This window comes from Luteococcus sp. Sow4_B9, from assembly GCF_052116585.1.
In the GTDB taxonomy this organism is placed as follows: domain Bacteria; phylum Actinomycetota; class Actinomycetes; order Propionibacteriales; family Propionibacteriaceae; genus Luteococcus.
Genome location: NZ_JBQKKT010000004.1, coordinates 46,428 through 61,192, shown reverse-complemented (window position 1 = coordinate 61,192; position 14,765 = coordinate 46,428). Strand labels below are relative to the sequence as shown.

Annotated in this window: 11 protein-coding genes; 8 read left to right on the top strand and 3 right to left on the bottom strand. The window is 67.8% G+C overall.

Translation table 11 applies throughout. The features are described 5' to 3' along the window. Positions 1-99 precede the first annotated feature (99 nt). Genes ACTQ49_RS04015 through ACTQ49_RS04005 form a run of 3 tightly spaced genes read right to left on the bottom strand, consistent with a single transcriptional unit; the run spans position 100 to position 4,563 of the window. The gene (locus tag ACTQ49_RS04015) at positions 100-2,364 is read right to left on the bottom strand and encodes a transglutaminase family protein (protein WP_441826557.1); all 2,265 of its coding nucleotides are present in this window, start codon (positions 2,362-2,364) and stop codon (positions 100-102) included. After that, on the bottom strand, positions 2,364-3,626 hold the full coding sequence (locus ACTQ49_RS04010; RefSeq protein ID WP_441826556.1) for a DUF58 domain-containing protein: 1,263 nt from the start codon (positions 3,624-3,626) through the stop codon (positions 2,364-2,366). The genes ACTQ49_RS04015 and ACTQ49_RS04010 overlap by 1 nt, the downstream gene beginning before the upstream one ends. A gap of 4 nt (positions 3,627-3,630) precedes the next feature. Beyond that, positions 3,631-4,563: an AAA family ATPase gene (locus ACTQ49_RS04005; protein WP_441826714.1), complete on the bottom strand. Its 933-nt coding sequence runs from the start codon at positions 4,561-4,563 to the stop codon at positions 3,631-3,633. Between the two features lie 313 nt (positions 4,564-4,876). On the opposite strand from ACTQ49_RS04005, the gene mraZ reads away from it, so the two are divergent. From mraZ to murD, 8 genes are all read left to right on the top strand, one after another. Continuing rightward, on the top strand, positions 4,877-5,305 hold the full coding sequence (gene mraZ, locus ACTQ49_RS04000) for a division/cell wall cluster transcriptional repressor MraZ (protein ID WP_441826555.1): 429 nt from the start codon (positions 4,877-4,879) through the stop codon (positions 5,303-5,305). A gap of 147 nt (positions 5,306-5,452) precedes the next feature. Then, entirely contained in the window at positions 5,453-6,451 is a 999-nt protein-coding gene (rsmH, locus tag ACTQ49_RS03995; RefSeq protein ID WP_441826713.1) for a 16S rRNA (cytosine(1402)-N(4))-methyltransferase RsmH, read from the top strand. Further along, entirely contained in the window at positions 6,448-7,212 is a 765-nt protein-coding gene (locus ACTQ49_RS03990) for a hypothetical protein (RefSeq protein ID WP_441826554.1), read from the top strand. The genes rsmH and ACTQ49_RS03990 overlap by 4 nt, the downstream gene beginning before the upstream one ends. A gap of 143 nt (positions 7,213-7,355) precedes the next feature. Next, entirely contained in the window at positions 7,356-9,131 is a 1,776-nt protein-coding gene (locus ACTQ49_RS03985) for a peptidoglycan D,D-transpeptidase FtsI family protein (RefSeq protein ID WP_441826712.1), read from the top strand. Then, positions 9,128-10,693: a UDP-N-acetylmuramoyl-L-alanyl-D-glutamate--2,6-diaminopimelate ligase gene (locus ACTQ49_RS03980; protein WP_441826553.1), complete on the top strand. Its 1,566-nt coding sequence runs from the start codon at positions 9,128-9,130 to the stop codon at positions 10,691-10,693. The genes ACTQ49_RS03985 and ACTQ49_RS03980 overlap by 4 nt, the downstream gene beginning before the upstream one ends. Further along, on the top strand, positions 10,693-12,192 hold the full coding sequence (locus tag ACTQ49_RS03975) for a UDP-N-acetylmuramoyl-tripeptide--D-alanyl-D-alanine ligase (protein ID WP_441826552.1): 1,500 nt from the start codon (positions 10,693-10,695) through the stop codon (positions 12,190-12,192). Before ACTQ49_RS03980 ends, ACTQ49_RS03975 begins: the two co-directional genes overlap by 1 nt. Beyond that, positions 12,189-13,262 (top strand): phospho-N-acetylmuramoyl-pentapeptide-transferase, encoded by a 1,074-nt coding sequence (gene mraY, locus ACTQ49_RS03970; RefSeq protein WP_441826551.1) that lies wholly within the window; start codon positions 12,189-12,191, stop codon positions 13,260-13,262. The genes ACTQ49_RS03975 and mraY overlap by 4 nt, the downstream gene beginning before the upstream one ends. Continuing rightward, positions 13,241-14,734 carry a UDP-N-acetylmuramoyl-L-alanine--D-glutamate ligase gene (gene murD, locus ACTQ49_RS03965; protein WP_441826550.1) on the top strand — a complete coding sequence of 498 codons (1,494 nt, stop codon included), beginning with the start codon at positions 13,241-13,243 and terminating at the stop codon, positions 14,732-14,734. Before mraY ends, murD begins: the two co-directional genes overlap by 22 nt. Positions 14,735-14,765 lie beyond the last annotated feature (31 nt).

Below are 14,765 nucleotides of genomic sequence, written 5' to 3'. Positions count from 1 at the left end.
CCACCGCACAGCATGACGGAGGGCGCATCCCACAGGATGCGCCCTCCGTCTTCGTTGTCACCATCAGCTTGGCCGCTGCCAGCCGTCGGATCGAAAGGATCAGCCGCCGGACTCGTCGAAGGTTGCCGCTGGCGCCTCGTCGCCGGAGGGGGCCGCCTTGCGCGGCGAACCCTGCATCCGCTTCCACAGCGACCTGGGCAGTACCAGCGCCAGGACGCGATCGGTCCGGCTGGCCTGCTCCAGCAGGTCCTGGCGGATCGCACTCGTGTCGCCAGCGAGATCGCCCAGCTCACCCAGATCGCGGGCATAGCGGGAACGCTCCACGTCCATCGACAGACGTTCCATGGCAGTGCTGCCCTCGTCGGTGAGCAGAGGGGTGACTCCCGCAGCCTTCTCGCGGGGGGTTCCGCTGGGCCAGTCCCGACCCAGGTCATGGATGGTGTCACGCACCTCGGCCCAGGCATCGGCCACCCGCTGGTGTCCATCGCCCGAGGATGCCATGCGCCGACGACGGGTCACCACACGCACCAGGGCGGGTACGGACAACAGCAGCAGGATGCCCAGCACACCGGCCACCCAGCGCAGGATCCGACCCCAGGGCAGACCAGCCCCATCGACGGGGGTGGGCGCTGCACTCGGCGTCGGGGTGTTGGAGGCCTTGCTGGCCGAAGGACTGGGGGACATGATCCGCGAGCTGGCGCCGCCGGAGGCCGTTGCCGACGGCAGGGGCTTGACGTCCTTGTTCACCAAGGACCATTCCGGGGCGGAGGCCACGCGGCTCGTCGGCTCGAACCGGACCCAGCCGTGGTTGGCGAAGTACAGCTCGGGCCAGGCGTGCATGTTGCTGGCCTTGACCTCATAGTGGTCGCCCACCTTCTCGCCCGGCAGGAATCCGACGGAGACCCGCGAGGGAATTCCTTCGATGCGGGCCATCAGCGCCATCGTGGAGGCGAAGTGGACGCAGTAGCCGGTCTTGTCCCGGGTGAGGAAATTCGTGAGCACGTCGAAACCGTCACCGGGTGGGGCCGTGGTCGAGTAGCCGAAGTTCCGCGGGCTGGCCAGGAAGGCCTGGATGGCGGCTGCCTTGAGCACCGGGGTGGAGGCGTCCTTGGTCACCTGATGGGTGATGTCCAGAATCGTCTTGGGCACATTGGCCGGCACGGCCGAGGTCACCTTGGCGTCCGGCGGGGTACCGGGCTGGGCCAGGGTGAAGTTGTTGGCCTGCGGATCATTGAGCGTCGAAATGACCCGGTAGCTCTTGTTCCGGATGGATTCGGTGCGGTCCTGGTCCTCAGTGGACAGGATCGTCAGCGACAGCGGGTCGTGACGCCAGCGCCCCTCCGCGGTGTAGCTCTGTGGGGCATAGGGAGCCGGCAGGTACTCGCCGCTCAGGTCCTGCACCTCGATCTCGGTGGAGATCTGCTTGCCGGGCTCGGTCAAGCCGGGAGGTGCGGGAAGAGCCCCGTCGTCAAGCTGCACGGGAGCCATGTGCCACCCCTCCGCATCCACCACGGTGAGCGAAGCGGTTCGCAGGTAGAGCGGCTGGTCGGCCTTGTAGGTGATGACCACGCGGTCCTGCGGCAGGTTCAGGTTCTTGGACAGGTCGATGCTGGGATCCGCCATCTGGATGGGGCCGCTGCCGCGAGGGCGGGCCGACTGGATGTCCAGATTGCCGAATCGTGGCACGATCGCGCCAAGGGCCAGTGAGAGCGCCAGGGCAGGAATGCCCACCAGGGCCCCCAACCGGATGGCTCCGGAGGTGGTGTGGCCCTTGACGGCCGTGTCGGTGGCCAGATTGCGGGTCCAGACTGCGTTCTCGTTGACCCCGTCCGCCACCAGCACCAAGAGGTAGCCGAGACCGAGCAGGCCGAAGACCCGCCAGTCGACGTCATCGGCCAGCGCGAGTGCCGGGATCAGGTACAGGGTGAGCAGCGGCGCGAGCATCCACGATGTTGCCTTGAGGGTCAGCACGAGCAGGTCTGCGAGCACGGTGACCAGACCGATCAGCACCACCATCAACCAGCGTAGACCGGGGGTGGCGGTCATCGGGGCGGCCTGGACGCGAATCTGCAGCACCGAGTCCTTCCAGAGGGCGGGCAACTGGCCGATGCCACGCGTCGCCTCTGGCTGGGCCATCAGGCCGAGCAGGATGGCCAGGGCCAGCAGAACCACCAGCTGGAAGCCGTGCACGGCCACCGGAGGCAGCTTGGTGCGTCGGACCAGCAGGGAGATCGCCTCCAGCAGCACCACCAGGCCGACGGCGTAGACCAGGTAGCCACGATCCTGGGTCAGGGGGAGGAAACTCGCGGAGGCGAGGGCCATCGCCGCGGCGACGGCGACGGTGAGACGGTCGGTTGTGCGCATCAGGCGCCACCTCCTCGGCGTTCGAGTTCTGCCCAGGCCTCGGCAACGGAGCTGCCTCGCTTGACCTGCACGACGCGCCACTGGGCGTCGGCCAACTGCTTCACGCACTCCTCGTGCTGGGCCATGACCTCCGGATCGGCGCGCAGGCCGCGGATGGTGAAGGAGTCGACGTCCAGGACGATGGCCATGCCCACGGTCCGGCCGCTGCGCGCGGTGGCCAGCGCGGTCACGTCCTCGGGGCTGAGCCGTCCGAGGACCGCGATGAGCATCTCCCCCTGGCGCTGCAGGTTCGTCTCGAGTGCCGTCTCCAGGCCCGTCACGTCGCACACATCCTCATCGGTCATGGCGAGCAGGACAGCCTCGCGGGCCGCATACGGATCCTCGGCGCTTGCCGTCGGCACTCGGCCCTCGGCATCGACGATGGTCATCCGGAAACCATTGCTCAGCAGGTGGTGCGCGATGCTCGTCGTGGCCGAGACAGCCCATTCGAAGCTGGCAGTGCGGCCGGAACCGGCGTGCGAGGAGGCACGGGAGTCCAGCAGCATCGTGACGCTCGGGTCCCAGGCCTGCTCCTCGCGGCGCACCATGATCTCACCCTTGCGTGCGGTGGAGCGCCAGTGGATGCGGCGCACGTCGTCGCCGTCGCGGTACTCGCGGACCAGGACGTCGTCCTGGCCCACCAGGCCAATCTTCTGCGGGGTGGACTCGCCCGACGCATTGTTGCCGGCTGCGGAGCCCAGCTGCCCCAGCGGTACCACCTCGGGGGTGACCAGCACTTCGTTGGTGGCGCGGAACTGCCGGTCGATCTCGGCCAGGCCGAAGGGGTCCACGGCTCGCACCAACAGGGGGCCCACCCGGTAGCGACCACGGGCCAGACCCATCAGGGGGTAGGTGAGCTGACGCTTCCAGTCACCGGCGAAGGTGTGGATGGTGAAGCGGGGGCGTCGACCGAGTTCACGGGGCACCGTGTCCTCGAAGCGGAGCAGTCCGACGGGCAGGGCGCCGGCCTTGCGCAGGTTCAGCTGTGCATCCATCCGTTCGCCCAGGGTCACCCGAGGGGGGTCGATGGTGCGCTCGCTCACCAGGTGCAGGCGGGACCGGCCGACCACGCCGATCGCAGCCACCGGCAGCAGCAGGAGCAGGATGCAGACCCTGGCCAGGTCACGCTGGCCGAAGGCCATGCAGGCGAGCAGGCCCACCAGGCCCACGAGCAGGAAGGCCCGCCCGCGGTTGGTGAGGACTCGCCATGACTTGGCGATCAAGAATTCATCTCCGGTCGGGAATGGCGACGGTCTCCACCGCCGCGTCGATGATCTCCTGCACGGTTCGGCCAGCCAGCTGGGCCTGGACCGACGGCAGGACACGGTGGCCGAGCACCACGCTGGCCAGCGACTGGACGTCATCCGGGATGGCGTAGTCACGGCCTGCGAGCGCGGCCTGGGCGCGGACTGCGCGCAGCAGCTGGAGGCTGGCTCGGGGCGAGGCGCCCAGGCGCAGGTCCTTGCTGGTGCGGGTGGCCGAGACCACGCCGACGATGTAGTCCTTGACCGCTGGGGCAACATAGACGCCCTTGACGGCCTGGATCAGCCCGACGATGGTGTCGGCATCGGTCACCGGCTGCAGCTGGTCGAGCGGATTGGTGGCTCCATGCGAGTCCAGCATGTCCAACTCGGAGGCGCGGGTGGGGTAGCCCATTTCGATCCGGGCCATGAAGCGGTCGCGCTGGGCCTCGGGGAGGGGGTAGGTGCCCTCCATCTCGATCGGGTTCTGGGTGGCGACCACCATGAAGGGGAGCGCGAGCTCATGGGTGATGCCATCGCTGGAGACCTGGCGCTCGGCCATGGCCTCCAGCAGGGCGGACTGGGTCTTGGGTGAGGCGCGGTTGATCTCGTCGCCCACGACGATGTTGGCGAAGATGCCACCGGGCTTGAACTCGAAGGAGTGCGTCTCCTGGTTGTAGATGCTCACACCGGTGATGTCGCTGGGCAGCAGGTCGGGCGTGAACTGCAGTCGACGGACGCTGCAGTCGATGGAACGGCCCAGTGCCTTGGCCAGCATCGTCTTGCCCACGCCGGGCACGTCTTCGACGAGCAGGTGTCCCTCCGCCAGCAGCACTGCCAGCGTGATGTCGATCTGCTCGGTCTTGCCCTCGATGACGCTCTCGATCGCGGTACGAACCGCGCCCATCACCTCGACCACGTCGGACAGGGTGCGGCCTGGTGCCCCATTCTGCTCCACCGGGTTCTCCATTCTCGTCGGGCACCGCTGGGGCACCGTCGTCATTGGCTGCTCGGACGCCCGTGGACCGGCCGGTCTGCAGGGAGTACGCCCGTTGCACCTTACCGTGCGTCCGATCGCTCCCCAATGTCGCGGCGGCACCCTGCACTGAACCTGAAGATGCCCTCAAGGGAGGGCTGGGGGAGGGAAATGCATTGGAAGTGGAGCGCTGTGGAGTATTGTGGAGCCAAGTGGAGGAAATCGGCACGATCGTGGAGCGAGCGGAGGTGGCCAGGTGTTCCTGGGTACCCACACTCCGAAGATCGACGAGAAGGGTCGTTTCTTCCTGCCGGCAAAGTTTCGCGACGAGTTGGCTGACGGCCTGGTGATCACCAGGAGCCAGGACAGGTGTCTGGCGATCTACCCGACGGCCACCTTCGTCGAGATGACCAAGCAGGTGAGCACCGCTCCGACGACCCTCAAGCAGGTTCGCGACTTCCAGCGCATGCTGGCGGCCGGGGCCTCCGACGAGACGCCGGACAAGCAGGGACGGGTCACCATTCCGCCCCAGCTGCGCCAGTACGCGGGTCTGGAGACCCAGATCGTGGTGGTGGGTGCCATCAACCGCGTCGAGGTCTGGGACGTTGCCGCGTGGGAGGAGTACTCCGCTGCGCAGGAATCGGTCTTCGCCGAGATGAATGAAGAGGTCTTCCCCGGCCTGTGAGTCGGGTGGCCAACGGATTGACGGATTGTGCCGCGAGGCTTCAATCCGGGGGCTCGACTCCCTGGCTCACCTTCCCCGGTGCCAGGCGGTCCTTCCCACCCCCGGGTTGAAACCCCGAAGCACAAGCGAGATGGATTGGTGGATCGTATGGGCGAGACCGGGCAGGTGGACGTGTCCACCACGTCGGCGACCGATCCCGCACGCATCCACGTCCCGGTCATGTTGGACAGGATCCTGGAACTCCTCACCCCGGCGCTGCAGGGGGGCGAGCGCGTCCACGTTGACGGGACGCTCGGCATGGGAGGTCATGCGGAGGCGGTGCTGAAGGCCTGCCCGCAGGCCCGCGTCATCGGCATCGATCGTGATCCCAGCGCCCTTGCCATCGCTCGAGGACGTCTGGAGCCCTTCGGGGACAGGTTCACGGCAGTGGAGGCGGTCTACGACGAGCTGCCAGAGGTCCTCGATTCCCTGGGGGTCGGCTCGATCGGCTCAATGCTGCTGGATCTGGGACTGTCCAGCCTCCAGATCGACCGTCGCGAACGCGGTTTCGCCTACTCCGTTGACGCGCCGCTGGACATGCGCATGGACGGCAAGCAGGGCCTCACCGCAGCCGATGTGGTCAACACCTACGAGCCGCGCGAGTTGCTGCGCATCCTTCGCGTCTACGGGGAGGAACGCTTTGCGGACCGAATCGTCCGCAGGATCGTCGACGCGCGTGAACTGGAGCCATTCGAGCATTCGGCGCGCCTGGTCCAGGTGATCTCCGATGCCATTCCGATGGCCGCGCGCAAGACCGGTGGACACCCCGCGAAGCGCACCTTCCAGGCCCTGCGCATCGAGGTGAATGCAGAACTGGAGGCGCTGGAGGGTGTGCTGCCAGCAGCCATCGAGGCTGTGGGCCTCGGCGGGCGGGTGGCAGTGCTCTCCTATCACTCATTGGAGGACCGTCTGGTGAAGAACGCCTTCCGCGACGCCTCCAGCGACAGTGCCCCACGAGACCTGCCGGTCGTGCCGGAGCAGATGAAGGCCCAGTTCCAACTGCTCACCAGAGGCGCGGAGAAGCCCAGTGAGCAAGAAGTACAGACCAACCCCCGCGCAGCCTCGGCCAGGCTGCGGGTCGCCGAACGGATCAGGAGCCACCGATGAGCGCACTGCTTGCACCGCTGGAACAGATCCAGGAACGCGCCGCGGCCCGTGCCGGGGCGCCCCCACTGCGTCCGGTCCCCGCGAGCGCCGCCCGGCTCTCGCGGGTGGCCTTCATCATCTTCCTGTTGGGACTTCTCGGGGCGGGCATGGTGGGAGTGCTGCTGTTGAACACGGCGATCCAGCAGCGCTCCGCGACCGTCACGCAGGCCCAGCGCGAGGCCGAGGACCTTGGCCATCAGCAGGCCTCCCTGACGGCCAGGGTGGAGCAGCTGCGCTCGAGTTCCGGACTGGCGGAGAAGGCGTGGGAGATCGGCCTTCGGCCCAATCCGCACCCGGTCTTCGTGCAGCTGGATGCGGACGGCAAGGGTGGTCGGGTCGTCGGTGAGCCGACGCGCGTCTCCGGAGCCGAGATGCCCAACCAGCACTACCGCAGTGCCGACGAGGTGACGGTTGCGATGGAGAAGGCCCGCGAGGCACGGCGCGCGCAGATCGAGAATGAGCGCAAGGCACGTCTGGCCCGGATCGAGGCGGCGAAGAAGGCCGCTGCTGCGCAGGCGGCCGAGCAGAAGCGGCTCGCCGCCCAGAAGCAGGCAGAACAGAAGCAGGCAGAACAGAAGCAGGCGGGCGAGGCGGCCAGCGGGCAGTCACGCCCGGCGCAGGATGCCAAGAAGCCCCAGACATCGGACACGGCCAACGCTTCCGGCGGTCGCACGGTTGACCGGGCGTCGTCGCAGGCCGTGGGCAGCGCCGGAGGGGACTGATGGAGCAGCGACGCACCGGGAGTCCGGCGCCGTCGCGGCGTCCAGCCCCCCGCGGCGCTCGCCCCGCAGCCCGTTCGAAGGTCGGCGGGCAGCGGCTCCAGCTGGCCCCACCCATCCAGCGATTGCGCTGGCTCCTGGTGACGATGATGCTGGTGCTGACCCTGTTCATGGGGCGAGCCCTGCAGCTGCAGGCCTTCGACTCCCAGGCCTACGCCGCGAAGGCTGCCGCCCAGATGACCCACACGGTGCCGTTGGCGCCCCAGCGGGGCACGATCCAGGACCGGTTCGGCACCGTGATGGCCGACACGGTCCCTGCGGTCAAGATCATCGCGGATCCGAGCATGATCGAGCGCAACGGTGCCGACAAGCGTCGTGACCTGACCGAACGCGAACGCGCCATCGGTGCCGCTGCCCCCGGCGCCATCGCGGCCGTCCTCGCGAAGCACCTCGGTGGCAAGCCCGACGACTACCTCCCGCAGCTGACCGCCAAGGGCAAAGATGGCGAGTCACTGCAGTACGAGGTGGTCGAGGACCAGGTGGAGACCAGTGTCTGGAACGAGATCAACAAGGAGCTCCGGCAGGGTGGCAAGGCCGGGGAGTACAAGGCCAGCTACTGGTATGGCCTGTACAAGGAGGACCACCCCAAGCGCATCTACCCGTCGGGCTCCGTCGGTGGCAACCTGGTCGGCGTGGTGCGCTCCGACGGCACGGCACTGACCGGCCTGGAGAAGTCCCTCAACGACGGGCTGACGGGAACGCCGGGCGTCGAGACCTACGAGAGCTCGGTCTATGGCCGCATTCCTCTGGGCACGGACGTGCTGACGCCCGCGGTCGACGGCTTCGACTATCAACTGACCATTGACGCGGCCCTCCAGCAGAGCGCCGAGTCCGCCCTGGCCAAGGGCGCCATCAGCTCCGCCTCGGCCACCGGCACCGCCATCGTCATGAATGTCAAGACCGGCGAAGTGCTGGCCAATGCCAACCTGCCCAGTTATGACCCGAACGAGATCAGCAAGGTTGCGGCCAAGAACAGCATGCTGAACCGCTCGGTGGAGGCGATCTACGAACCCGGCTCCGTCCAGAAGGTCCTGACGCTCGCCGCCCTGGCGGACAAGGGGCTGGTGAAGGCAGACACCCGGGTGGAGGTGCCGCCGAAGCTGGCTTCGGGGGGCGGCTACATCCGCGACTCCACGCCGCACGGTGTTGCCCACATGACTGCGCGCGGGGTGATGGCCAAGTCCTCCAACATCGGCACCACGATGCTGGCCCGCCGTATGGACAAGGCAACCCTGGTGGACTACCTGAAGTCCTTCGGTCTGGGCCAGAAGACCGGTCTGGAATTGCCCGGTGAAGGCGCCGGCATCCTGCCCAAGGCGGACATGGCGGACTACACCCGAGACCAGATTGCCTTTGGGCAGGGTCTTTCCACCACCCCCATCCAGGAAGCTGCCGCAGTGGCCGGCATCGTGAATGACGGCGTCTACAACCCGCCGACGATGTTGAAGCAGGCGACCGCAGCCGACGGGGAAGCGGTCCAACTTCCCACACGTACTGCTCGCCGGGTCATCTCCAAGGAGGCCTCCGTTGAGGTTCGCGACATGATGGAGGCAGTCATCACGCTCTCGCCCAAGGACCGTGCCATCCCGGGCTACCGGACCATCGGCAAGTCGGGAACTGCGGAACGCGCCGACGGCAAGGGTGGATACAGCGGTTACACGGCCTCCTTCATCACTGCCGCCCCGGCCGACAATCCGCAGATCCTGGTGTACGTGGTCCTCGACGAGCCACTGAAGGGCCATCAGGGCTCCCAGATTGCCCTGCCCGTCGCGCAGGAGATCATGAAACTGGCCCTGCCGCGTTACGGTGTCCTGCCGGATCCCACGCCGGCGCCCGACAATCCGCTGGAGTACGAACCGTGACATCTGACCAGAGCCTGCTGCGCCCGCAGCGCCAGCCCCGTCATGAGCTGACGGAACTTTTCGCCGATTCGGCCCCTGGAGCGGTCCGGATCAGTCAGGGTCAGGTCGTGGTGACCGGGATCACGCTCGACTCACGCACCGTCGGTCCGGGCGACCTCTACGTCGCCCTGCCGGGAACCCGTGTCCACGGCGCCCAGTTTGCGCGCGGAGCGGTCGAACGAGGGGCCGTGGCGATCCTGACCGATGAGGACGGCCGGGAGGAGTGTGAGGCCGCTGGCGTTCCAGTGGTGGTGGCACAGGACCCTCGCGATGCGATGGCGGATGCGGCGGCCTCTCTGTTCGGGCACCCGACGCATGACCTCGTGATGTTTGGCCTGACCGGAACCAATGGCAAGACCACGACGACCTTCCTGCTCGAGGCGGCCCTGGTTGCTGCGGGCCGTCGCGTGGGCACCATCGGCACCAATGGCTTCCGCCTGGAGGGCCACGAGCTCCCGAGCACCCGCACCACCGTGACCACCCCGGAATCGCCGGACCTGCAGGCCCTGCTGGCCGTGATGCTGGAGCGAGGGGCGCAGAGCGTGGCCATGGAGGTGAGCTCGCACGCCCTGGCGCTGCAGCGGGTGGACCACGTCGGTTTCGACGTGGCCGGATTCACCAATCTGGGTCGCGACCATCTCGACTTCCACCCCACGATGGAGGACTACTTCGAGGCGAAGGCGCGCCTGTTCGATGCGGAGCACTGCCGCGTGGCGGTCATCAACACAGACGATCCCCATGGTCAGGAGCTGGCGCGACGGATCACGACCGACGGACGGGTTCGTCTGGTGACCACCGGCCTGGGGGAGAGCGAGCACCGGATCCTCGACACCCGTCCGCAGGGTCCCGGGACGTGGATCCACTACCGCGGCCCCGAGGGTGAGCGGGAGTTCACCATCGACCTGCCGGGTGAGTACAACGCCCGCAATGCCGTGATGGCCGTGGCCATGGCGACCGCGGCGGGCGTGGGACTGGACGATGCCTTGACGGGCGTCGCGCATGCCCAGGTGCCCGGGCGGATGCAGTTGGTCCGTCTGGACGGACAGGAATCTCCCACTGTGTACGTGGACTTCGCACACACCCCGCAGGCGATCGAGCAGGCTGTCCGTTCGGCACGACCGGGCGAAGGTGGCCGGACGATCGTCGTCACGGGGGCAGGAGGTGACCGGGATGCCGCGAAGCGAGCGCCGATGGGTGCCGCCGCAGCGACCGGGACAGGCGTCGTCGTCGTGACCGATGACAATCCGCGAACCGAGGATCCGGCCCCCATCCGGGCGGCCGTCGCCGATGGGGCCCGCAGCGTGGGACAGGCGGAGGTGGTCGAGCAGGCCGGCCGTCGCGAGGCCATCGGCCGCGCGCTGGAGATGGCCGGCCCTGCCGATGTGGTGCTCGTTCTGGGAAAGGGTCATGAGAAGGGCCAGATCGTCGGGACGACGATCCATGACTTCGACGACGTGGAGGTGGTTCGCGAGCAGTGGCGCCTGTTGGTGAACCCTGGTGATGGAACACGGGAAGTGCACTGATGAGGACGATGGATGCCGCCACCCTGGCCGCCTGGGCCGGTGGGACGCTGACGGGCCCTGCCGATGCGACGGTGGGGCCGGACGTGGTGATCGATGCCCGCAAGGCGACCCCGGGGTCAGTCTTCGTGGCGATCGCCGGCGAGCGGGTTGATGGTCATGACTTCACGGGACAGGCGCTGGCTGCCGGTGCTGCCGCGGTGATCGGGATCAGGGAAACCGAAGCCGGGCTGCCCCATGTACTCGTCGAGGAGAGTGTCGCGGGCCTGTCGGAACTGGCTCGTCACGTGGTCGCCGGTGAGGCGGAGCGTGGGCTGGTGGGGCTGGCTGTCACCGGCAGCTCCGGCAAGACCTCCACCAAGGACCTGCTGGCGCAGCTGCTGGAGGACGACGGCCCGACCGTCAGTCCCGTGGGCTCCTTCAACAACGAGATCGGCGTGCCGCTGACGGCGTGCAGCGTCGACGAGCGGACCAAGTACTTGGTGAGCGAGATGGGGGCACGGGGGCTGGGGCACGTGGCCTGGCTCTGCTCCATCACCGCTCCCCGGATCTCGCTGGTGCTCAATGTCGGCACCGCCCATCTGGGCGAGTTCGGCAGTCGCGAGGCCATCGCCCAGGCCAAGGGCGAGATCATCGAGTGCCTGCCCGAGGACGGCTGGGCGGTTCTCAATGCCGACGACCCGCTGGTGGCTGGCATGGCACCTCGCACGAAGGCGCGGCTGGCGTGGTGGTCGCGCACCAACTGGGCCGGCCAGGAGGGCGTCCGCCCCGAGGGGGACCTGTTCGTCACTGCGAGTGAGGTGCAGGGCAATGCCCTGGAGCAGTACTCCTTCGAGTTGCGAGTGGACCAGTCCGGGGTCGTGAGCCAGTTCCCGGTCCAGCTCCGGCAACTTGGCAGTCATCAGGTTTCCAATGCGCTGGCCGCGGCCACCGCTGCGATCGCCGCAGGGTGCGCACCGGCGCAGGTGGCCCAGTCACTGTGTGCCGCGACGGCACGCAGCCCTTGGCGCATGGAGATGTCCGTGCGCCCGGACGGTGCCGCCGTCCTCAATGACGCCTACAACGCCAATCCCGGTTCGATGCACGAAGCCATCACGACGATCGGCCGGATCGGTGCCGCGCGTCGGGCCGAGGACCCGTCAGCGCGCAGCCATGCCGTGCTGGGCGACATGCTCGAGCTGGGCGACGATGCCGCGGAGCTGCATCGCGAGCTCGGCCGGCTGGCCGTGCGTAGTGGCGTGGACGAGGTGATCGGCGTGGGTGACTTCGCCCGGTACATCGTCGAAGGGGCCGTCGAGCTGGGGGGTACGGCGCGGGAGTCTCAGCGAGATCTTGTCGCCAGCTCGCTAACCTTGGGGAGCGCCGACGTGGTCCTGGTCAAGGCCTCGCGTGGCCTCGCCCTGGAAACGGTGGCCGCTGAACTGTTGGAGCCCCAACAGGGACAGGCCGGGGCGATGCGCTCGGGGGAGCGCATGACTGCTGAGAGTGGAGTGCAACGGTGAAGAACATCTTGCTGGCCGGTGGACTGGCCATGATCGGGACGCTGCTGGGCACCCGCGTGCTGATCGGCTACCTGGTGCGCAAGGGCTACGGCCAGTTCATCCGCGACGACGGTCCCACCGCGCACCACACCAAGCGCGGCACACCGACGATGGGCGGCCTGGTGATCATCATCGCCGTCGTCCTCTCCTACTTCCTGGCGCACCTGGTCACCTGGACCCCCGTCACCGTCTCCGCGCTCCTGGTGCTCTATCTCTTCGTGGGGCACGGCGTGCTGGGATTCATGGATGACTGGGCCAAGATCTCGAAGCAGCGTTCGCTCGGCCTGACGGGCAAGGCGAAGCTGGCGGGGCAGGGCTTCCTGGCAGCGAGCTTTGGCGCGATGGCCCTGTACTTCCCCAATGACCGGGGCATCCGCCCGGCATCCACGGCAATCAGTTTCCTGCGGGACATCAGCTGGCTGAGCCTGCCCGCCGTCGTGGCGGTGCTGTGGATGGTCCTGCTCATCGCCGGCGCGTCCAATGCGGTCAACCTGACCGACGGCCTGGACGGCCTCGCATCGGGTGCGCTGACCATGGTCTTCAGCGCCTACGCGCTGCTCAACATCTGGCAGTTCAACCAGTGGTGTGGGCTGCAGGCCACATCGGGGCCGCGCTGCTACGAGGTGCGTGACCCCTATGACCTGGCGGTGGTGGCGATGGCCCTGGCGGGGGCCTGCTTTGGCTTCCTGTGGTGGAATGCTTCGCCCGCCAAGATCTTCCTGGGCGACACCGGCAGCCTGTCGCTGGGTGCCGCGCTGGCCGGACTCGCGATCCTCTCGCGCACCGAGTTCCTCCTGGTGATCCTGGGGGCCCTGTTCGTGATCGAGACGGTCTCGGTGATGATCCAGGTCAGCTATTTCAAGGCCACCGGTGGAAAGCGTGTCTTCAAGATGACACCGCTGCACCACCACTTCGAACTGCTCGGCTGGGCCGAGGTCACCGTCGTGATCCGCTTCTGGATCATCTGCGGCCTGGCCGTCGCCACCGGGCTTGGACTCTTCTACGCAGAATGGGTGGTGGGACAGTTTTGAGCCCCGTTGACTGGATCCAGCAAGCCAATCGCCTCTCACCGTGGCCCCAGGCCACGGTGGTCGTTGCGGGCCTTGGCACGTCCGGCTTCGCCGCCGCCGACGGTCTGCTCGAGGTGGGCGCCAAGGTGACGGTGCTGGACGAGAACGACTCGCCCACCAATGTGGAGAAGGCCACGGTGCTGGAGGTGCTCGGCGCCACGGTGGAGCTGGGCAAGGGCACCACGACCACCCTTCCCGACGATGTGGACCTCGTCGTGACCTCGCCCGGTTGGCGGCCGTCGGCGCCCCTGCTGGCCCAGGCCGCGCTGCGTGGCGTGCCGGTCTGGGGTGAGGTGGAGCTCGCCTGGCGGATGCAGCAGCCGGATCGCACCGTTCCCTGGCTGGCCATCACTGGCACCAATGGCAAGACCACCACCACCCAGATGCTCGAGTCGATCCTGCACTCCGCCGGCCTGGAGACCTCCGCGGTGGGCAACATCGGCCGTCCCGTCATGGAGGCCGTGCTGGACGAGACCTCCTACGACGTGCTCGCCGTGGAGCTGTCCAGCTTCCAGTTGCACTGGTCCAACAGCATCCAGATGCATTCGGCCGCGGTGCTGAACCTGCAACCCGACCACCTCCAGTGGTACGAGGGGGAGGGCTTTGACGAATCCCTGGACCCGATGGGGCGCTACCGGGCGGACAAGGCGCGCATCTACCACCAGGTGCGGCACAGCTGTGTGTACAACGTCGCCGACCCGATCACCGAGCGCATGGTGGAGGACGCCGACGTCGTGGAGGGGGCTCGCGCCATCGGCTTCACACTCGGCGTGCCCGGCATGAGCATGCTCGGGGTGGTGGATGACCTGCTGGTGGACCGCGCCTTCGTGGAGCAGCGCAAGGACTCTGCGATGGAGCTGGCCAAGGTGCAGGATGTGCACCCCAGTGCGCCGCACAATGTGGAGAATGCCTTGGCCGCTGCCGCCCTGGCCCGTTCCTTCGGGGTGCCGCCCAGGGCCGTCGGCGAGGGCCTTCGCAATCTCACGCTGGGAGGCCATCGGATCCAGACCGTCGCGGAGCGTGGCGGGGTGCGCTACATCGATGACTCAAAGGCCACCAATCCGCACGCGGCCAACTCGTCCATGCGTGCCTTCGAGTCCATCGTGTGGGTTGCCGGTGGTCAGGCGAAGGGAACCACTTTCGACGAGCTCGTGCAGACCCATGCCAGTCGCCTGAAGGGCGCTGTGTTGTTCGGCGTCGACCGCCAGGTGGTGGCCGCAGCGCTGGCGGCGCACGCCCCGGACGTGCCCGTCGTGGTGCTCGACTCCAACCAGACCAGTGTGATGGAGGAAGCCGTGGCCAGGGCGTCGCAGATGGCTCAGCCGGGCGACGTGGTCCTGTTGGCGCCCGGCTGCGCCTCCCAGGACATGTGGAGCGGCTATGACGCCCGCGGTGATGACTTCGCCGCTGCTGCCCGAGCCCTGGGCGATTGACCCGGGCACACACCGATCGACCGACCGTGGA

What these genes read in the sequence shown, in the direction of transcription:
- ACTQ49_RS04015 (WP_441826557.1), bottom strand. Translation starts at nt 2,364, where the DNA reads ATGCGCACAACCGACCGTCTCACCGTCGCCGTCGCCGCGGCGATGGCC.
- rsmH (WP_441826713.1), top strand. Translation starts at nt 5,453, where the DNA reads ATGGGCGAGACCGGGCAGGTGGACGTGTCCACCACGTCGGCGACCGAT.
- ACTQ49_RS03990 (WP_441826554.1), top strand. Translation starts at nt 6,448, where the DNA reads ATGAGCGCACTGCTTGCACCGCTGGAACAGATCCAGGAACGCGCCGCG.
- ACTQ49_RS03985 (WP_441826712.1), top strand. Translation starts at nt 7,356, where the DNA reads ATGATGCTGGTGCTGACCCTGTTCATGGGGCGAGCCCTGCAGCTGCAG.
- ACTQ49_RS03975 (WP_441826552.1), top strand. Translation starts at nt 10,693, where the DNA reads ATGAGGACGATGGATGCCGCCACCCTGGCCGCCTGGGCCGGTGGGACG.
- murD (WP_441826550.1), top strand. Translation starts at nt 13,241, where the DNA reads ATGGGTGGTGGGACAGTTTTGAGCCCCGTTGACTGGATCCAGCAAGCC.